We start from the raw sequence: 19,479 nt of genomic DNA on the forward strand, positions 1-19,479 counted from the left end.
CAAATAGGACATTGAACGGACTCAATAGTAACTAGGATGGTTACTACTAAGGATGGGAAATGGACACCTCTGGACGAGGAAAGGACTTATCATCAGGATGATGAAAAGGACACCGCTCAAGGAACAAGCGAAGTGAGCTAACGAGGATTGTTAGCAGACCAGGATAGGGTCAAGGACACCGCTAGGATGGCGATGAATGGACTAAGCTGAAGGACGTCAGCATACTATCAAGGATTTGATGCATGGAGCACTTCTAGTAGCCGGATTGCTGCGAGTAAGACTATAACCCCGATGGGCGCAAGCCCTCGGGGTTTTCTTTATCTATTTTTCTTCAGGTTTTGCCCCTGTACATTGGCTTCCTATGCACAGGATCAGGCTCGATGTAGTCGAGTCAAAGAGCCATCCTCTGAAACATCTCTCTAATCTACATCTTTTCCAGTTTGGCATAAGCCGTCACCAGCCACTTAATGCCTTCACCATTAAAAGCGACTTGAACTCGGCTCTGTGGACCGCTACCTTCAAAATTGATGATCGTCCCTTCACCAAACTTAGGATGCATCACTCTTGCACCTAGGCTGAAGCCCGTTTCATTGAAGCTCTCTTTGACCACAGTCTGGCTAAAGCGCCCCGAACTTGCCGGGCGACTGACTTGTGCTTTCATACGCACTTCATCTAAGCAGCCTTCTGGTAATTCGCGAATAAAGCGCGATGGTTTATGGTATTTGTCCTGACCGTACAAGCGACGTATCTCAGCGTAAGTGATGTAGAGTTTCTCCATCGCTCGTGTCATCCCCACGTAGCAAAGTCGACGTTCCTCTTCTAAACGCCCGGCTTCTTCAGCGGACATCTGGCTTGGGAACATGCCCTCTTCGACGCCGACCATAAACACCAATGGGAACTCCAGGCCTTTTGCGCTGTGCAAGGTCATCAGTTGCACCGCATCGTCGAATTCATCGGCCTGACCTTCACCCGCCTCTAGTGCAGCATGGGTCAGGAATGCCGTAAGCAAGGTCATCTCTTCCGCTTCTTCCGGCTTTTCAAACTGACGCGTTGCCGTTACCAGCTCTTCCAAGTTCTCAATGCGTGCTTTGGACTTCTCACCTTTTTCCTGCTCGTACATGGCAAACAAACCAGAGTACTTGATCACGTGGTCGGTCTGTTCATGCAGTGACATTTCACAGGTATCATCTTCCAATGCATTAACCAGCTCAACAAAACGGCCCAAAGCACCCGCCGCTCGACCCGCCAAGACTTTTTCATCCAACAAAGCAACACTGGCTTCCCACATAGTGCAGCCACGATCACGAGCCGCGAAGCGAATCGTCTCTAGGGTTTTATCCCCGAGACCACGTGTTGGCGTATTAACCACACGCTCAAACGCCGCGTCATCATTGCGGTTCGCCATCAAGCGTAGATAGCTCAGCGCATCTTTGATCTCCTGACGCTCGAAGAATCGCATGCCACCGTAAATACGATATGGCAAGCCGGCCTGAATTAACGCTTCTTCCAGTACACGAGACTGGGCGTTGTTACGATAAAGCATGGCAGCATCATTCAGTGCACCACCTTTTTCCTGCCATTCTTTAACTTTGTTGACTGCGAAGCGGGCTTCATCCAACTCATTGTAAGCAGAGTAAACAGAGATGGGCTCACCTTCGACACCATCAGTCCATAGCTCTTTACCCATACGCTCTGTGTTATTGGCAATCAGAGTGTTGGAAGCTTCCAGAATAGTTTTGGTCGAGCGGTAGTTTTGCTCCAGACGAATGGTATTTACACTTGGGAACTCGCGGGTGAACTTCTCAATGTTTTCAATCTTAGCGCCACGCCAACCATATATAGACTGGTCATCGTCTCCGACAATCATCACGTGTGACTCTGGACCAGCCATCATTCGCAGCCAAGCGTACTGAATGTTATTGGTATCCTGAAACTCATCTACCAAGATATGTTTAAAGCGTGCCTGATAGTGATCGCGGATAAACTTGTTATCACGCAACAACTCATGAGCACGGAGAAGAATTTCAGCGAAATCGACCAAACCCGCACGGTCACACGCTTCCTGATAAGCCGTATAGAGCTGCAGATAGGTTTTGGTCACAGGATCATGGTAAGCATCAATATGATTTGGACGCAGGCCTTCGTCTTTCTTGCCGTTGATCCACCAGCTCACCTGGCGCGCTGGCCACTGCTTCTCATCCAGATTTTGCGCTTTGATGAGACGGCGCAACAGCCTTTGCTGATCATCGCTATCGATGATCTGAAAATCTTCCGGTAACTTGGCATCAAGGTAATGCGCACGCAGAATGCGATGACAGATACCATGGAAGGTACCGTTCCACATCCCAGAAGCGCTGCCCATCATCAGCTCTTCAATACGGCCTCGCATTTCCGCTGCGGCTTTATTGGTAAACGTCACCGACATAATGGAAAAAGGAGACGCCTGCTCCACCGACATCAGCCAAGCGATACGGTGCACCAGCACCCGGGTTTTACCACTCCCCGCGCCCGCTAGGACAAGTAAATTTTCAAGTGGAGCGGCAACAGCTTCACGCTGCTTATCGTTAAGGCCGTCAAGAAGTAATGAAGGATCCATTATGAATTCAGCTACTGGTTATCTATACATGAAAATCGATTATAACCTAAACACCCTGCCTATTTCAGAAGAAAAAACACAAATTTTTTATGTTGCATTTTCTTTAAAAAACATAATCTTAAATATACAAAAGTAATAAGAGAGTGTTTTTTTATTATTTTTCTGAAAGTTTATTTGCGCTTTTTCTATCCTTTTAATTAAGCAAGTTGATGAATTAGCTTGTGAAAAATACCCAAGTGACCTCTAAAGAACCGCTTTGACGGAGATTACTTGGGTATTCACTAAGAAAGGAAAAGTCTGAGGAAATTACTATGAAAAAGTCTAATCTTGCTGTTACTGCTGCTGTTACTGGTCTACTCGCTCTAGGTGGCACAATGCTCACTGCTGCACCGGCTGTTGCTGCAGAAAAAGAGAAATGCTACGGCGTTTCGAAAGCAGGTAAAAATGATTGTGCAACCAAAACCAGTTCTTGTGCAGGTACTGCAAAAGAAGATAACCAGAAAGATGCTTTTGTAGTCGTTCCTAAAGGGCTATGTGGCAAGCTAGCTGGCGGTAGCACTCAGTCTTCTTAATCGATTGGATAAGGCGACCTAGGCTCAACCCGGTCGCCTTTATTTTTGTTTTACTCGCATAGGAAGAGTTCGTGAATAAGGACAACTACCACGACCAGGTGGGTGTAGGACTGCGCTCTCCTCATATCAATTATTTCACTGACAATAAGCCTGCCGTATCTTGGCTGGAGATCCACAGTGAAAACTACTTTCAGCCCTATTCACCAGCCAGACAAAGCCTGCGCAAACTGATGGATGACTACCAGATCAGTTGTCACGGTATTGGTTTATCGCTGGGCAGCGTTGAAAGAGTCAATCCCAATCACCTTAAACAGCTCAAATCGCTCATTGATGAAGTCGACCCATTTTTGGTCTCCGATCATCTCAGCTGGAGTGAAAATGGCGGCCACTATTTCAATGATCTTCTGCCACTGCCTTATACAGAAGAAGCCTTGGAAGTGTTTTGTCGCAATGTCATCGAAGTTCAGGATTATATTCAGCGCCCAATGCTGATAGAAAACCCTTCGAGCTATGTGAAATTTGCTCACTCTACGATTGCCGAGTGGGAATTTCTGGCTGAAGTACAAAAGCGCACCGACTGCCGACTACTGCTTGATCTCAACAATATTCACGTTTCCGCCTTTAATCACGGTTTTGATAGCCAGACCTACATCAACGCGATTCCCGCCGATAAAGTCGATGAAATTCATTTGGCAGGCTTTACGATTAAGCAGCTGGAAAAAGGTGAAATCTGGATTGATACCCACAGTCAGCCTGTTTCTGATGAAGTATGGACGCTATACGAACAATGGCTGACAACTCACGGTCCACGCCATACGCTGATTGAATGGGATCTGGATATTCCCCAGCCTGACGTATTACTGGCAGAATGTCATAAAGCCAGTGAGAGGCTGATTCAGTTTGACGCTCTGCAGGGGAGAAAGGCGTCATGACTCAATCCCTAGCAGAACTGCAAAAAAACTTTGCCAGTGCTCTGCACTATCAGGCAACGGGTGATACCTGTGATATCTGCTCTGATACCTTCAGTGCCGACGAACGAATCCAGATTTACCGCAACAATTTTATCATCAGCTTAAGCGAAGTACTTCAGGCCACTTACCCTATGGTGCTGGCGCTGGTGGGTGAAGAGTGCTTTGAACAATTAGCTCGTCAGCATGTGCTCAACCACCCTCTTCGCTCTGGCGACGTGACTTACTATGGTGAACATTTCGCAACCACCATAGAAGCTTTCCCTGCCGTGGTTGAGGCTGCGCCTTATGCAGCGGATGTGGCGCGTTTTGAATGGCAAATCGATGTCTCTCAACAACTTCAAGGTGGTGTCAAAGCACCAGAGGATATTTTGCCAATTGCTCGCCTGGCGGAAGTCGCAGAGCAACAGCAGCCTTACATCCATTTTCATCTTTCGCCCGGCACTTTGCCTTTTCATTCGCCCTACGCGGTGTACTCATTGCGTCTGGCCATTGAGAATAATGATTTCGAACAGCTGACGCTCAATCAGGCTGAATACGGCGTGATCATCAGTCAACCCGACGGTCAATGTTGGACTATGTCACTCGAACAGCTGCCTTTTGAACTGCTTCAGTATCTCAGCTCAGGTTGCACGCTAGGGGAAATCCCGGAAACACACCTGCCTTATCTGGGAGTGCTGCTGGAGAACCAGTTAATTTCTGGGTTTTCTCTCGCCCAATAAGAATAAGGATTGTTACTATGTCTAACGCAATAAAAAATATGATCGAGAGCTACGACGCCTTAGTCGATAAAGCCCAATGCGTCTTTGTGCCTCTGCTACTGCTGTTTTGTCGACTCTGGGTTGCTTGGGTCTTTTTCAATTCTGGCCTGACCAAAATTGCCTCTTGGGACAGTACTCTGTACCTATTTGAGTACGAATATCAGGTGCCGATTTTACCTTGGCAATTAGCGGCTTACATGGGTACCGCCGCTGAGCTGATCTTGCCTGTCTTTATCGCCTTCGGCCTGTTGACCCGCCCAATGGCGGCCATCTTGTTCGTGTTCAATATCATTGCCGTCGTATCCTACCCACTGCTGTGGGAGAAAGGCTTTTACGACCATCAGTTGTGGGGCCTGATGATTCTCAACGTTGTAGTCTGGGGACCGGGCTTGGTTTCTCTTGATAAGCTAATTAAGAGTAAGTTACAAGGCTAAACCCCATACGAAAATGCCCTCCTAGTTGGAGGGCGATTTTAGTCTCAAACCTTAGTGCTTAAGCACGAATCCCTGAATGACGCAGCAAGGCATCGATTTGCGGCTCACGGCCACGGAACCGCTTGAATAGCTCCATTGGCTCTTCACTACCACCCATTTCAAGAATGTTGTTTAGGAAGCTCTTACCGGTTTCTGTGTTAAAAATACCCTCTTCTTCAAAGCGGGAGAACGCGTCCGAAGAAAGCACTTCTGCCCATAGGTAGCTGTAATAGCCTGCACTGTAGCCACCGGCAAAAATATGGCTAAAGCTGTGTGAGAATCGATTCCACTCTAGGCTTGGCAAGACTGCGACCTTAGATTTGACCTCAGCCAAGGTTTCTAGCACGCGAGGCCCCATTTCAGGGTCAAATTCGGTGTGCAGCGTGAAATCAAATAAACCGAATTCTAGCTGACGAAGAATAAACATCGCCGACTGGAAATTCTTCGCTGCCAACATCTTATCCAACATCGATTTTGGTAATGGCTCCCCCGTTTCAAAGTGACCGGAGATAAACGCCAGTGCCTCTTCCTCCCAACACCAGTTCTCTAGGAACTGACTTGGCAGTTCGACCGCATCCCATGGCACGCCATTAATACCTGAAACTGCCCCAGTATCGACCTGAGTCAGCATGTGGTGAATACCGTGGCCAAACTCATGGAATAAAGTCACCACTTCATCGTGAGTAAACAACGCAGGCTTATCACCAATCGGTTTATTAAAGTTACAAGTCAGATACGCGACAGGAGACTGCAGCTCACCTTTCGCATTGATTCGACGCACACGGCATTCGTCCATCCATGCACCGCCACGCTTGTGCTCACGCGCATACAGGTCAAGGTAGAAGCTGCCTCGAAGCTGATCATTGGCATCGAAAATATCAAAGAATCGTACTGACTCATGCCAAACATCAACGCCCTCTCGCTCTTTGACACTCATACCGAATACGCGGTTGAGGACTTCAAACAAGCCACTGACAGCTCTTTGTTCTGGGAAGTAAGGGCGTAGCTCTTCGTCAGAAATCTGGAACAGGTGCTGCTTCTGCTTTTCACTGTAGTAAGCAATGTCCCATAAGTTGAGCTCTTCAACACCAAACTCACTCTTGGCAAACTGACGTAGCTCTTCAACTTCACGCTCGCCTTGCGGCTTGGCTTTGCTGGCAAGGTCGTTGAGGAAACCCAAGACTTGCGATGGCGTTTCGGCCATCTTGGTCGCCAGAGACTTCTCACTGTAAGTATTGAAGCCCAGCATACGGGCAATTTCATAACGCAGCTTTAGCTGCTCGTTAATGATTTCACTATTATCCCACTCTCCTGCGTTAGGGCCACGATCTGAGGCGCGGGTGACGTAAGCTTCATACAGCTCTTTACGTAATTCCTGATTGTCACAGTAAGTCATCACCGGAAGGTAAGACGGAATATCCAGCGTCAGCAGGTAACCTTCCAGCTCTTTAGACTCCGCTGCTGCTTTGGCAGCTGCCAACGCAGACTCCGGCATACCTGCCAACTGTTTTTCATCTTCAACATGTTTGGTCCAACCCATAGTCGCGTCCAATACATTGTTGGAGAACTTAGAACCCAGCTCGGACATACGCTTGCTGATCTCACCATAGCGGTGCTGTTCATCCGCTGGCAAACCAATGCCTGATAGCTCAAAATCACGCAAGGAATCTGTGATGGTTTTCTGCTGTGCCTGCGTCAGACCTGCAAACGCTTCGCTCGCTTTAATCGCTTTGTAAGCTTCAAATAAACCTTTGTGCTGACCAACCCAAGTGCCGTATTCAGACAGTAGCGGTAAGCAGCTTTCGTACGCTTCACGCAGCTCATCGCTATTCATCACCGAATTCATATGACTCACGGGTGACCAAATGCGGCTGAGACGATCATCCACTTCTTCAATTGGCGCAACGACATTTTCCCAACTTGGGTCGCTGTTTCCTTCTAATACCTGTTCGATTTTTGCACGGCAATCTGCTATCGCCTGTTCAACGGCTGGTTTCACATGTTCAGGTTTGATTTCAGAAAATGGGGGCAAATCGGTAAAGCTAAGAAGAGGATTAGACATAAAGATTCCTTTTATTGGCAAAGCGAACTGACGAGTTCGTCTAGGTTATTGCTAGTTCGTCTTAAATAGTAAATATAGGTAGGTTCAGCAATTTTCAATAGTGGCGTATACTATCAGCCATTAAATTACCCAGTGCGGTCACCCGTTAGAGAGTGTCAATTTGTTAAGTTATCGCCACAGTTTCCACGCAGGCAATCATGCTGACGTGGTTAAGCATATTGTTCAAAGCCTTATCCTTAATGCGCTCAAGCAAAAAGATAAACCATTTGTTTACCATGATACCCACTCAGGAGTGGGTCGCTATGACTTAACCCACGAATGGTCAGAAAAGACAGGTGAGTACAAGCATGGTATCGCACGTGTCTGGCAACAAACTGAGATTCCACAAGATATCCAAAGCTACCTTGAATCTATCAAGGCACTGAATAACGGTGACAAACTGCGTTACTACCCTGGTTCACCGCGAGTGGCTCGCGCGCACCTGCGCCCACAGGACCGCATGGTCTTGACGGAGCTTCACCCAAGCGATTACCCACTTTTGGAGCAGGAATTTCATCGCGACCGTCAGGTCAGTATTTATAAGGAAGATGGCTTCAAGCGCCTCAAGGCAAGTTTACCGCCACAGGAGCGTCGTGGGCTGGTACTGATTGACCCGCCTTACGAACTGGCGAAGGAATACCGTGATGTCGTCCAAGCGATTTATCAGAGCTATAAACGCTGGGCCACGGGCATCTATGCTATCTGGTATCCGGTCGTTAATCGCTGCGACATTGAAGACATGATTGAAGGTCTTGAAGCCCTTGGCATCCGTAAGATCTTACAAATTGAGCTGGGTGTCGCGGCAGACAGTAATGAGCACGGGATGACCGCATCAGGCATGATTGTGATTAATCCACCATGGAAGCTGGAGAGCCAGATGAACGCCATTCTGCCTTTCCTCAAAGAAGCCATCGCGCCTGCAACCGGTCATTTCAAAGTAGACTGGATCGTACCGGAATAACGGACACTCGCGCTCAGATACAGCGTGGGCAGAAGAAAAATTAAACAGGATAGATTGAGTTCAACCGATCTATCCTCCATATCAAAGACAATGAATTAAAACTCGCAGGGAGTTTGTCGCTGGGCAGCTCATATCGCACAGCAGCTTCATCCCGCAAATAATTGGAGAAAGTAATGGCGACTCATTTTGACTATATCTGTATCGGTGGCGGTAGTGGTGGTATTGCTTCAGCAAACCGAGCAGCGATGTATGGTGCTAAAGTTGCGTTGATTGAAGCTCAGGATCTAGGCGGTACGTGTGTCAACGTTGGTTGTGTTCCGAAGAAAGTCATGTGGCATGGTGCGCAGGTGGCCGAAGCGATGAACCTATACGCTGAAGACTACGGCTTTGATGTTGATGTGAAAGGCTTCGACTGGAGCAAACTGGTTGAAAGTCGTCAAGCTTACATCGGTCGCATTCACCAATCTTACGATCGCGTACTTGGCAACAACAAAGTTAATGTTATTAAAGGTTTCGCTAAGTTTGTTGATGAGAAAACGGTAGAAGTGAACGGCGAGCACTACACCGCTGATCACATCCTAATCGCTGTAGGTGGTCGCCCGACGATTCCTAACATCCCAGGTGCAGAGCACGGCATCGACTCAAACGGTTTCTTCGAGCTGAGCGAGCAACCAAAACGCGTAGCAGTTATTGGCGCGGGTTACATCGCCGTTGAAATTGCTGGCGTACTAAGCGCTCTTGGCACAGAGACTCACCTGTTCTGCCGTAAAGAATCACCACTGCGTAGCTTTGATCCGATGATCATTGAGACGCTGGTTGAAGTGATGGAAGCGGAAGGCCCAACACTGCACACTCACTCAGTACCAAAAGAAGTGGTTAAGGAAGCCGATGGCAGCCTAACGCTTCACCTAGAGAACGGCAATACTCAAAACGTCGATACGCTGATCTGGGCGATTGGTCGTCATCCGGCAACCGATGCTATCAACCTAGCCTCAACAGGTGTTGAAACCAATGACCGTGGTTACATCAAAGTCGATGAATACCAGCAGACCAACGTGCCTGGTATCTACTGTGTCGGTGACATCATGGAAGGCGGTATTGAGCTAACGCCAGTGGCCGTTAAAGCGGGTCGTCAGCTATCTGAGCGTCTGTTTAACAACAAACCAGAAGCCAAGATGGACTACAACCTAGTGCCAACGGTGGTATTCAGCCACCCGCCAATCGGCACTATCGGCCTAACAACCCAAGAAGCCGAAGAGAAGTACGGTAAAGACAACGTTAAAGTCTACACGTCTGGCTTTACCGCAATGTACACAGCGGTTACTAAGCATCGTCAACCATGTAAGATGAAGCTCGTCTGTGCCGGTGAAGAAGAAACCGTCGTCGGCCTACACGGCATCGGCTTCACGGTAGATGAAATGATCCAAGGCTTCGGTGTAGCAATGAAGATGGGCGCAACCAAAGCCGACTTCGACTCTGTGGTGGCTATCCACCCAACAGGCTCAGAAGAGTTTGTTACTATGAGATAGCCCTAGGAAAAACATCCTACACAGGTAAATAATACTGGAAGCAGCACAGCAATCAGGTCTTGCTGTGCTGCTTGATTTTCACTACTTCAATACTCATACCGTTCCAAACCATCACACACGAGTTTTAATCCTCTTAGCCTCTTATCTAACATTAGTCAAAAAGTTCGCGTCATTCGTTTCAAATTCCCTCATTAAAAACAAAAACATCATTTAAAAGCAAACACTTAAAACAATAGGCAGTCGTTAAGGAGCTATTGATACTGCTGAAGTTTAAGTGGGCATTTATTGTGCTTTAAATCTAATACTTGAATATATTTTGACCATTCCAAGCCAAATAATCCTCCCTTAACCGGCCAACCATAAGCTCCGGCCTATACTCAACCATGAATAATAAATCAGTTGAATATAAACATTCACACGGAGATAAAAAATGCTCAACAAAATACACTGCGCATGGCTAGGCCTACTATGTACCCTTACTGCTCCCGTCGCATACGCCGACTCAGAGCCTCCCGCTTCCGATAAGCAATGTGTCGCCGAAACCAATTGGTTTCCACACGAACAAACCCCGTTCCCTGATGGTAATGAATTTTCAGATGACACTAGCTGCGACTTTCATCGCTGGTCTTGGCAAATGTTTTTATGGCTAACGCAAGAAGAAAACGGTAAACCCAGGTTTCTTGGCTTCGACACTCCCTATGATCTACTTGGAATTTCTGATCGCGAACATTTAATGCCTCGCATGACGAAAACCATGACCGCTCACAGTATGGATGAATACCTACAAGCAGGTACGGAAGGAATATTAGTGGACCAAGATGGTCGTGCCGTTTACTACTCTCAATACATCAACCCCGAATTCGTTAACTTCATGAAAGATAGCGACTTAACCAACTATAAAACGGTTCAAAAGCTTGCAAAAGAGCATCCTGAAACTACTTTCCCAATCAATGTGGCTGAATTTAAAGCTTCTTGGAAAATAGTTCAGCCGAATGAAGATGTTTCGGGTTTTTATACTATGGACTCATCAGTCTATGCGCTAAAAAACTCAGGAGGCAAAATTGTCGTTGATGATTCCAAATCACTTAACGTTAAATTGGCACTAGTCGGTTTTCATATTGCAGGCGTCGTTAAAAACCACCCTGAAATGATCTGGGCAACGTTCGAACATAAAAATAATGCTCCTAACGTTCCCTCTAAATATTCACCAAGCACCATTATATCTGACAAGGATTGGACGTTTTATCAAGCGAAGACTCCATTTTCGCAATGTAATTTAAACCAAGGCGGTGCACTCACCCTCGATGAAGCAACACAAGAGCTATCGCCAGTAACGCAAGTGTGTCGACAATTCGAAGATGGCAATCTCGCAACCCAAATGTCGTTTGCAGTTCCAACGAATATCAAAGTCGTCAATCAACTGAATGAAAGTGTTCTCGGTAAACTGAATAAGAATGATGTTTGGTCAAACTACTTCGAGGTTTCTGCAATTTGGTTCCGCCAAGAGAACGCCCTCGTCCCTGATATGGATCTACAGACTGATGTCGACTCATCAGGTAACCAGTTGCTTATTGGAGGGTTACGTTTATCAAACTCAACTATTGAAACCTTTACTCAAAGCCAGAGCACAATGAACAACTGCTTTCGCTGTCACAATACATCACAACGTTTTCCCCCAGCCGTCAATTTGGATCCCCTACCCGGAACGAACCTTAATATCAGCCATGCCTTTATGAATATCTACTTCTGGGATCAAGAGTTGAAGCAAGCCAAAAAAGCTAAGTAATGACGGGCAATAGTCAAACACTAAGGAAAGACAATTATGACAAGTATTTTTAGAGTACATCCGGCTATCAATTTCGCACGAGTCGGAAACAGTGAAGAGTATTACATTGCGCCAGAGACCGCTGCGGGCGAGTTGTTAGACAAAGACACAGGGCTCTTCGGTGGATTACCAATCAAACCAGGCACTGAAGATACCCCTATCACTGCCGAAGACTTCCGCGACTCCACTCCCGACAAAAAAGTGAAACGTCAAGCAGCTCGTTTTCGTATTTTCGCCTACAGTGACGAGCAACATAGCTATCCGAGTAATACTGCCGGTAAAGAAGTGAAAATTGGTGATGTAGTCAATGGCAAAACCATCGAAGACATTATCTGGTCAGTACATGTTGCCAACAAAAAGAACAACAACTGGGGAATCCAGAGCTCCAATGGGCAAGAAGAAGGCATAAATGCCTATCGCAATGGTCAGACACCACCAATTCGTAATCCTTCTTACGGCACTGTACTAAACACCAATGACAGAATGACAAAACTGGTCATTGACCCAGGACCACGCACTATTCAATCTTCCGAGTCAGGAAAAATTGTCGAGTTTGACGCCAAAACACCGAGCACCTATATCAACAGTGAAGGTAATATAGCCAGTTGCGATTACCCAGTTAGCTTCCCCGCCGATCATTTTGAAAATCAAAACCCAAACTCAGGGGACATTACCACTCTTGGACAATTACAAATTGAGCCAGATACCGGCAGATTGATCATTACAGGGGGCTACGGTAACGCATTTGCCTTTGTCGATGCAGATGGCAATAAGCCAACATTAGAAGATCCACTCGATAACGATGGTTGGTTCGATGATGTCTCAGACGGTCCGGTAAACGCGATCATTAAATTTAATGATGGTAGCCAAGCAAGCGTTGTTGCAGGATGGTTTGTCTGCACCGATCCAAGCTACGCGCCACAGACACGTAATGTCGTCTCAACCTGGGATGATATTTTCAATACTTGGGTAGAACAGCTAGATCTCATCCCAAACCTTTTTGCTGATGGCAAATACAACCCTGAATACGCCGCCTCTTTCTATGGAGATGTACTCCCAGTATTTCACGGCGCTTTTTTGCAACAGTGGAATACCAATCTTCCCGGACAAGCGATTAACGGTCACCGGTTTGTAGCTGCAATCAAACCGTCTGACGATCCTAAGGTAAAATTTCCCAACTTTGACAGTTTGATTCGCAATCCCAACGATCCCGCTCAAAGTGAGCAAGGTCGTATGATGCCGCTTTCATTAGGTGATGCGCAAAAAAGCTTTTTATCACTTTCCACAACTCAATATTTTCTTTTAAAGCAATGGCATAACGGCATAAGCGAAGCTGAAGCCCCATCACTCAGCCTTGGGGAAAAACTGGATAAAGTGGTTTTAGAAAACTGCTTGGGAGGACGTTATTCACCCGGAATCGATCTCACCTTCATTGTTCGTGATGTAAACCTTTACCAGCAGAAGTGGCAAGGAGAAGCAGGGCCATTTCGCATTAACCAACAAAGACTCGATTATCAAGATGCCACTCCTGATCAACCCTTCCTAAACATAGGTTACATTCCACTAAACAAAGACCCTGTCGAGCCTGGGGATCTATCTAAATTCATGGCTCAGCCTTGGCATACCGACTACAACAGTTGTGCAGTACACGAGCCAGATCCTAATCCACCGGGGAACAATACGCTTTATTGGTCTTGGCCGGCGCAGCGCCCTGTACAAGTCTATCCCGTAGATTTATGCACATTCGACGAGAGCAGCCAGACTTGGTCTCTCGGCAGGCAGCTCTTCAGCGTTCGCGGGGAAGGAACAGAAACCGATTACCCACAAAATCGTGGTCGCTTTCAAAGATACATTGATTACGTTGAAAACTGGCACAAAACAGGTTTCGTGATCCAAGGGATACAAGTCAAAGCTGAGCAAGGGAACAACTACGGAGTAGACAAGTTCATTGAAGTCGCTAGCCAGTATAAGTCTGAGGGTGATCTAGTACAGCCAGGCTTAACCTCTGCCATTCCAGAAGATTAACTGGCCATCGGCGATTGTCACCTACTGCGGGCAAGCAAAGGTTTGCCCGCTTGTTAAAAGAAGAGCTGTCATAACCCTATGAAAGATTACCACGTATCAATAATTGGTGGCGGACCTGCAGGACTTGCTACCGCGTTGGCTCTGAAAAATCACGCCAATGCTTCAGGTGAAAAGTTTCATATCGACGTATTCGAAGCCAACGGCAAGGCCAAAGCAAAAATTGGTGAAACCATTCCACCTGCCGCCACACCGATACTACGCGATCTAGTTGGTGAACACCTAGATAGCATGCTAGCAGAACATACCGTGTGTCCAGGCTCCCTCTCCCTGTGGGGAAGTGATCAGCCGGGTATGAACGATTTTATGTTCGACCTTGATGGGCAAGGCTACCACTTAGATAGAAAGCGATTTGAAGAACAACTGAGTGACATTGCTCAACATAAAGGAATCCATCTCAATCCACACTCGCGACTAGCACAACTCTCCAAAAACAAGCACGGCTTTAGTTTACAACTAAACAAAAAAACAGAGAGACAAACCATCAATACTGATTTTGTTGTCGATGCGACTGGTTGTGCCGCTGTATCGGCTCGCAGACTAGATATAGCGCGTAATACCTTTGATGAAGTGCTTTATATTGGTGCGCTTATTGATGATCAGGCGACACAAATACAGCCAGTATTAATGCCTACGCGTACTCTGGTTGAGTCTTGTTCGTATGGGTGGTGGTATGCAGCAAAGCTACCCGGGAATAAGCTTATAGTGACGCTTTGCACTGACACACAGCAAATGCAGGAACAAAATCTCGATGACCTAAATGTATGGTACTCTCTGCTCAACCAAACTCAGCTCATCAGAGAAACACTGAAAGAGCGACTCACTGAAAGATTGACCTACCAAGTTACTCTTTTCAAACGTGGGGCGAGCTCCAGCATCTTAAGTGCAGTGGTAGCTCAAAACTGGCTGGCTGTAGGCGATGCAGCATCTAGCTATGATCCCATCAGTTCAGCAGGAATTACCAAAGCACTCATGCATGGACAGCTTGCAGGGTCGAGTGTTCACGATGCACTAGCTAAACGTTCAACCTCTACACTTTCGCACTATCAAGACCAAGTTTTTTCAGATTTTAATCAGTATGTTGGCCTTAGATACTCTCTCTACGCTAGCGAGCAGCGCTTCATGCAATCCGGATACTGGCAAAGAAGGCTAGGCCTATCCAATACCGACTAGTATCAATGACTAACTATGCCATCGGTATGGTCAGTGGTTTCTTGGCCAATGTAGGGTATATCAATCCAATCAAGTCATGTCTATGAACAGACAAACTGACCATTAAAAATACCGTACATAAGTCTGATATTGATTACATGTGTTAGGCATGCAAGCGATCATGTTTAAGGCTATTCACGCATCGAATACTGGTATTAATTAAGGGGTGATGATGATGGCTATCCCATACCAATGCGACCTGACTGACAAAAGGCATATCATTGATTTGTTGTATAACGACTGACTGATCAAGATGTTCAGTTAAAGATAACGGTACTATCGCAATGCCAAAGCCGGCTTGTGCCATGGTAATTGCGGTGCGCAATTGTGGCGCAGCATAAGGTCGAGCAATATGTACTCCCGCATTATGTAAAGCCGCCTCAATACGGTCATACAGCGCTGGGCCAGCATCACGAGGGAACATTAAGACATTCTCATTATTTAACTGGGTCAAGTCGAGTGTTGAATGAGCAACCAAACGATAGCTAGCCGGAGTAACTGCCACAAGAGGATCATCAAACAAGACCTGCCGGTTAAGAGACTCACAGGCATAGCAAGGCAGGCGCATAAAAGCGAATTCCAAACGCCGCTGTTTAAGCAATGTGACCAACTCGGGCATTGAGTGCTCAACAGCCACTAAATTAAGCGTCGGATATTGCTCATGTAACCTGCGAATATTTTCTAAAACTTCCCTGCTACTCGCCGTTGAAGAAGCAAGTCCGATACGTAACTCCTGTTTTTCCCCTCGCGCAATTTGCTCTAGCTTACGCTGACAACACTCCACCTCTTGTAAAATGTGCTGTGCATCATGATAAAACTCTTCACCCGCTGCGGTCAGCTCTACACCGCGGGATAAGCGCTTAAATAAAGTAACGCCTAACTCCTCTTCTAGTTTCTTTATCTGTTGACTTAGCGGTGGTTGAGCGATGCCTAACTGCTCTGCTGCACGGGTAAAATGTTTCGCTTTAGCTACTGCGACGAAGTACTTCATGTAGCGAAATTCCATCATTCATCCATATATTTTTCATATCAAAATAAATCTTTTTTATATTGGATTTGTTGGGCGCCTCAAGTCAATCTAAATATACATCTTGATTCATATTTAGGTTCAGTTATGCAACGTTCTATCTCTTCAGTCTGTTCTTGCTCTCAGCAAATTTCAGAACAGTTTGCTCGCTATCAGCAAGGCTCAGGAGAAGGCGAGATTTATCAAACTTCACTGATGAGTGCTTTGATTGCTGGTGTTTATGAAGGGTCAACAACTATTGCTGAATTGCTTGAACACGGTGATTTTGGTTTAGGGACTTTTAATCAATTAGATGGCGAATTGATTGCTTTTGATAATCAAGTGTTCCAACTGCACGCGAATGGCTCAGCACATCCTGCTCAGCTTGATCAAAAAACCCCTTTCGCGGTGTTCACTTTTTTCAAACCAGACATTGAGCTGTCAATTAATGACACGTTAACCCGTCAAGAAGTCCATCGACTTATCGATCGTCTGATTCCTAGTGACAACATCTTTTGTGCGATTCGGCTTGAAGGGAGTTTTCCACTCGTCCAAACCCGCACGGTGCCTAAACAGCAACGTCCGTATCGGCCAATGCTCGAAGCAATAAAACAGCAACCCACGTTTCATTTTAAGCATCAATCCGGGGTGATGGCAGGATTTCGCAGTCCTAGGTACACCACTGGAATTAATGTCCCCGGCTATCACGAACATTTTATTAATCGAGCGAGAACAGGCGGAGGTCATGTTCAGGACTACCTAATTTCATCGGGTTTTATACAAATAGGTCGTGTCTCACGTCTTGTGATTGATACACCAGTATCAAGCGATTTTCTTGATGCCGACCTAGTACCAAAAGATCTTCATGCCGCTATCGAAGCGGCTGAAAAATAACTCAACACATAGTCAGTCAAAAGGAAATGTTATGTCATCCCCTCACGCTTTGCGCAGTGGCGCGCAGTTAATTACCCAGCAGCTAGAAACCTCAGGCGTTCGGTATGTCTTTGGTATACCCGGAGCTAAAATTGATCGCTTATTTGACGCTCTGGAAGACACTAAAGTGCAACTGATTCCGGTAAGACACGAAGCCAATGGCGCGTTTATGGCAGGCATCATGGGACGTTTGACGGGTAAAGCGGGCGTGACCTTGGCGACTTCAGGTCCGGGATGTGGGAATTTAGTCACCGGTGTTGCAACAGCCAACGCAGAGGGTGATCCGATGCTGGCTATTGGTGGCGCGGTAAAAAGAACTTACCAGCAAAAACAAACTCACCAGAGCATGGATACGGTGAGTATTTTTCGCTCAGTAACCAAATACAGCGCAGAGATCCAGCATATTGACGCAGCGAGTGAAATCATGGCCAATGCGTTTCGAATTGCTGAGTCTGGACGCCAAGGCGCATGTTTTATCAGCGTTCCACAAGATGTCTTAAGTGAGCAAACAGATACAGACTTAGTTATCCCACCTAGTTTTCGCCCAAGTGGTTATGCGGATCGGGTCGCCATTGAAGAAGCCGCTCATCGGATTAATAAAGCACAGCGCTGCGTGGTACTGCTTGGCTTACATGCCAGCGATCAAGCCAACGCCTCTACGATCAGTCAATTTTTACAAAAAACGCAATTACCAGTAGTGGGGACTTATCAAGCGGCAGGGGCCGTCGATATTCACTATTATCACCATTTCGCTGGCCGAGTCGGGCTATTCAATAATCAACCGGGGGATGTGCTACTGCAAGATGCCGATTTGATTATCACCATCGGCTTTAACCCCATCGAATACGACCCAGAACTATGGAATGCTCGCCGTTGCTCAATCATTCATATTGATATTGAGCCTGCGCAGTATCAACAACACTATCAACCCTGTCTAGAAATTGTTGGCGATATTGGTTCGACATTACAAACACTTTGTACACAGATCCGCGAATGCTCCCGTTTATCGTCTACGGCAGTATCGATTCTAGAAGAAGTGGCGCAACAAAGGCATATCATCAAAAGCTCTCCGATTAAGCAGCGAGTAGCAGGTTTTCACCCGTTAAGCTTGCTCAAAACCATGCAGGCAATCATCACACCCGATACCACCTTGTGTCTCGATATGGGGAGTTTTCATATTTGGATAGCACGCTATTTAAGCTGTTTTCGCGCTCGACAGATGTTGGTCTCGAACGGTCAGCAAACGATGGGAGTAGCGCTACCTTGGGCAATTGCTGCGAGCTTATTAAAACCTGGGCATAAGGTAGTGTCAGTTTCTGGTGATGGTGGCTTTATGCAGTCGAGCATGGAGCTGGAAACCGCAGTGCGATTAAATTGCAACATAGTTCATATTATTTGGGTCGATAATGCTTACAACATGGTGGAAATGCAGGAGCAGAAAAAATATCAACGCATCTCAGGCGTAAAGTTTGGACCGATAGACTTTCAAGCTTACGCGCAGTCGTTTGGTGCGCATGGGTTTGCCGTGACACAAGCGGATCAATTAATGCCTATTCTCCGCCAAGCAATGGAAGTAGAAGGGCCAGCAGTCGTCGCGATTCCCGTCGACTACTCAGACAACTACAAACTAATGCAAGCCAGAAGCGAAGAGCAACAAGATCCTGTTTTTCAAATTAACAACGAAGGAGTTTTTCTATGAAAGGTTTAACCAACAAAGTGACAATCATCACTGGTGCCGCGAATGGTATTGGTTTAGCTATTGCGCAACGTCTCTATGACGAAGGGGCTCAATTGATGCTAGCAGACTGGGATCAAGAGCAGTTGCTCAAAGCTTTAGAGCACTTTGATCAGTCTCGCGTGGCCGCGCAGAAAGTCGATGTCTCAGATGCTCAACAAGTGGCAGCCTTAATCCAAACTTGTGTCGAAAACTTCGGGCAACTAGATATTCTAGTCAACAATGCGGGCATTCATATTCCCGGAAATGTGCTGGAATGTAGTGTAGAAGATTGGCGTAAAATTTCGGCAGTGAATATCGATGGTGTGGTTTACTGTGCAAAATTTGCCTTACCAGAGTTACTGAAATCCCGCGGCTGCATCATCAACACAGCGTCGGTGTCTGGTTTAGGTGGCGATTGGGGTGCAGCATTTTATTGTGCAACGAAAGGAGCGGTGGTGAATCTAACCCGTGCAATGGCGCTGGACCATGGTTTGGACGGAGTTCGCATCAATGCCGTATGCCCAAGCTTAGTCAAAACCAATATGACTAATGGTTGGCCAGATTCAGTGCGCGACAAGTTTAATGAACGTATCCCTTTGGGGCGTGCAGCTGAACCAAAAGAGATTGCTGCGGTAGTCGCGTTTTTAGCCAGTGAGGATGCCTCGTTTATTAATGGTGTGAATTTACCCGTTGATGGTGGTGCCACCGCTTCAGACGGACAACCTAAAATCGTGTAATCTAAC

At 46.6% G+C, this 19,479-nt stretch carries 15 protein-coding genes; 12 read left to right on the top strand and 3 right to left on the bottom strand.

What is annotated here, in order from left to right; genetic code table 11:
• Positions 1 to 424 precede the first annotated feature (424 nt).
• The gene (gene uvrD, locus CTT30_RS14945; RefSeq protein WP_252036655.1) at positions 425 to 2,599 is read right to left on the bottom strand and encodes a DNA helicase II; all 2,175 of its coding nucleotides are present in this window, start codon (positions 2,597 to 2,599) and stop codon (positions 425 to 427) included.
• A 308-nt stretch (positions 2,600 to 2,907) separates the two neighbouring features.
• Here uvrD and bufA1 point away from each other — a divergent pair, with 308 nt between their 5' ends.
• The 4 genes from bufA1 to CTT30_RS14965 all read left to right on the top strand — a co-directional run bounded on the left by bufA1 (position 2,908) and on the right by CTT30_RS14965 (position 5,331).
• Positions 2,908 to 3,168: a BufA1 family periplasmic bufferin-type metallophore gene (gene bufA1, locus CTT30_RS14950; protein ID WP_006957632.1), complete on the top strand. Its 261-nt coding sequence runs from the start codon at positions 2,908 to 2,910 to the stop codon at positions 3,166 to 3,168.
• Positions 3,169 to 3,239: 71 nt separating this feature from the next.
• Positions 3,240 to 4,100 carry an MNIO family bufferin maturase gene (bufB, locus tag CTT30_RS14955; protein WP_252035520.1) on the top strand — a complete coding sequence of 287 codons (861 nt, stop codon included), beginning with the start codon at positions 3,240 to 3,242 and terminating at the stop codon, positions 4,098 to 4,100.
• The gene (locus tag CTT30_RS14960) at positions 4,097 to 4,858 is read left to right on the top strand and encodes an HvfC/BufC N-terminal domain-containing protein (protein ID WP_252035521.1); all 762 of its coding nucleotides are present in this window, start codon (positions 4,097 to 4,099) and stop codon (positions 4,856 to 4,858) included. Before bufB ends, CTT30_RS14960 begins: the two co-directional genes overlap by 4 nt.
• 17 nt (positions 4,859 to 4,875) lie before the next feature.
• Positions 4,876 to 5,331, top strand: coding sequence for a DoxX family protein (locus CTT30_RS14965; RefSeq protein ID WP_239869720.1), 456 nt, complete (start codon positions 4,876 to 4,878; stop codon positions 5,329 to 5,331).
• A gap of 58 nt (positions 5,332 to 5,389) precedes the next feature.
• Here CTT30_RS14965 and prlC read toward each other — a convergent pair whose 3' ends face one another.
• Positions 5,390 to 7,432, bottom strand: coding sequence for an oligopeptidase A (gene prlC, locus CTT30_RS14970; protein WP_239876833.1), 2,043 nt, complete (start codon positions 7,430 to 7,432; stop codon positions 5,390 to 5,392).
• A gap of 160 nt (positions 7,433 to 7,592) precedes the next feature.
• Between prlC and CTT30_RS14975 the strand changes: the two genes are divergently transcribed.
• The 5 genes from CTT30_RS14975 to CTT30_RS14995 all read left to right on the top strand — a co-directional run bounded on the left by CTT30_RS14975 (position 7,593) and on the right by CTT30_RS14995 (position 15,041).
• Entirely contained in the window at positions 7,593 to 8,432 is an 840-nt protein-coding gene (locus CTT30_RS14975; protein WP_252035522.1) for a 23S rRNA (adenine(2030)-N(6))-methyltransferase RlmJ, read from the top strand.
• Positions 8,433 to 8,605: 173 nt separating this feature from the next.
• Positions 8,606 to 9,961, top strand: a complete 1,356-nt coding sequence (gene gorA / locus CTT30_RS14980; protein WP_252035523.1) for a glutathione-disulfide reductase — start codon at positions 8,606 to 8,608, stop codon at positions 9,959 to 9,961.
• 430 nt (positions 9,962 to 10,391) lie between these two features.
• A complete protein-coding gene (locus CTT30_RS14985; protein WP_252035524.1) occupies positions 10,392 to 11,747 on the top strand; it encodes a hypothetical protein in 1,356 nt (451 codons plus the stop codon).
• 36 nt (positions 11,748 to 11,783) lie between these two features.
• Complete coding sequence (locus tag CTT30_RS14990; RefSeq protein WP_252035525.1) at positions 11,784 to 13,811, top strand: LodA/GoxA family CTQ-dependent oxidase; 2,028 nt, start codon at positions 11,784 to 11,786, stop codon at positions 13,809 to 13,811.
• 78 nt (positions 13,812 to 13,889) lie between these two features.
• Positions 13,890 to 15,041 carry an NAD(P)/FAD-dependent oxidoreductase gene (locus CTT30_RS14995; protein WP_252035526.1) on the top strand — a complete coding sequence of 384 codons (1,152 nt, stop codon included), beginning with the start codon at positions 13,890 to 13,892 and terminating at the stop codon, positions 15,039 to 15,041.
• 142 nt (positions 15,042 to 15,183) lie between these two features.
• Here CTT30_RS14995 and CTT30_RS15000 read toward each other — a convergent pair whose 3' ends face one another.
• Entirely contained in the window at positions 15,184 to 16,086 is a 903-nt protein-coding gene (locus tag CTT30_RS15000; protein WP_252036656.1) for a LysR family transcriptional regulator, read from the bottom strand.
• 108 nt (positions 16,087 to 16,194) lie between these two features.
• On the opposite strand from CTT30_RS15000, the gene budA reads away from it, so the two are divergent.
• The 3 genes from budA to budC are packed head-to-tail and all read left to right on the top strand — an operon-like array spanning position 16,195 to position 19,473.
• The gene (gene budA, locus CTT30_RS15005; RefSeq protein WP_252035527.1) at positions 16,195 to 16,980 is read left to right on the top strand and encodes an acetolactate decarboxylase; all 786 of its coding nucleotides are present in this window, start codon (positions 16,195 to 16,197) and stop codon (positions 16,978 to 16,980) included.
• Between the two features lie 31 nt (positions 16,981 to 17,011).
• A complete protein-coding gene (alsS, locus tag CTT30_RS15010; RefSeq protein ID WP_252035528.1) occupies positions 17,012 to 18,718 on the top strand; it encodes an acetolactate synthase AlsS in 1,707 nt (568 codons plus the stop codon).
• Positions 18,715 to 19,473, top strand: a complete 759-nt coding sequence (budC, locus tag CTT30_RS15015; RefSeq protein WP_252035529.1) for a meso-2,3-butanediol dehydrogenase — start codon at positions 18,715 to 18,717, stop codon at positions 19,471 to 19,473. The genes alsS and budC overlap by 4 nt, the downstream gene beginning before the upstream one ends.
• The last annotated feature ends 6 nt before the right edge of the window (positions 19,474 to 19,479 follow it).

This window comes from Vibrio coralliilyticus (assembly GCF_024449095.1).
GTDB classification, from domain to species: domain Bacteria; phylum Pseudomonadota; class Gammaproteobacteria; order Enterobacterales; family Vibrionaceae; genus Vibrio; species Vibrio coralliilyticus_A.

What these genes read in the sequence shown, in the direction of transcription:
- CTT30_RS14960 (WP_252035521.1), top strand. Translation starts at nt 4,097, where the DNA reads ATGACTCAATCCCTAGCAGAACTGCAAAAAAACTTTGCCAGTGCTCTG.
- bufA1 (WP_006957632.1), top strand. Translation starts at nt 2,908, where the DNA reads ATGAAAAAGTCTAATCTTGCTGTTACTGCTGCTGTTACTGGTCTACTC.
- alsS (WP_252035528.1), top strand. Translation starts at nt 17,012, where the DNA reads ATGTCATCCCCTCACGCTTTGCGCAGTGGCGCGCAGTTAATTACCCAG.
- CTT30_RS14995 (WP_252035526.1), top strand. Translation starts at nt 13,890, where the DNA reads ATGAAAGATTACCACGTATCAATAATTGGTGGCGGACCTGCAGGACTT.
- CTT30_RS14985 (WP_252035524.1), top strand. Translation starts at nt 10,392, where the DNA reads ATGCTCAACAAAATACACTGCGCATGGCTAGGCCTACTATGTACCCTT.
- budA (WP_252035527.1), top strand. Translation starts at nt 16,195, where the DNA reads ATGCAACGTTCTATCTCTTCAGTCTGTTCTTGCTCTCAGCAAATTTCA.
- budC (WP_252035529.1), top strand. Translation starts at nt 18,715, where the DNA reads ATGAAAGGTTTAACCAACAAAGTGACAATCATCACTGGTGCCGCGAAT.
- prlC (WP_239876833.1), bottom strand. Translation starts at nt 7,432, where the DNA reads ATGTCTAATCCTCTTCTTAGCTTTACCGATTTGCCCCCATTTTCTGAA.
- CTT30_RS14990 (WP_252035525.1), top strand. Translation starts at nt 11,784, where the DNA reads ATGACAAGTATTTTTAGAGTACATCCGGCTATCAATTTCGCACGAGTC.
- CTT30_RS14965 (WP_239869720.1), top strand. Translation starts at nt 4,876, where the DNA reads ATGTCTAACGCAATAAAAAATATGATCGAGAGCTACGACGCCTTAGTC.
- gorA (WP_252035523.1), top strand. Translation starts at nt 8,606, where the DNA reads ATGGCGACTCATTTTGACTATATCTGTATCGGTGGCGGTAGTGGTGGT.
- CTT30_RS15000 (WP_252036656.1), bottom strand. Translation starts at nt 16,086, where the DNA reads ATGGAATTTCGCTACATGAAGTACTTCGTCGCAGTAGCTAAAGCGAAA.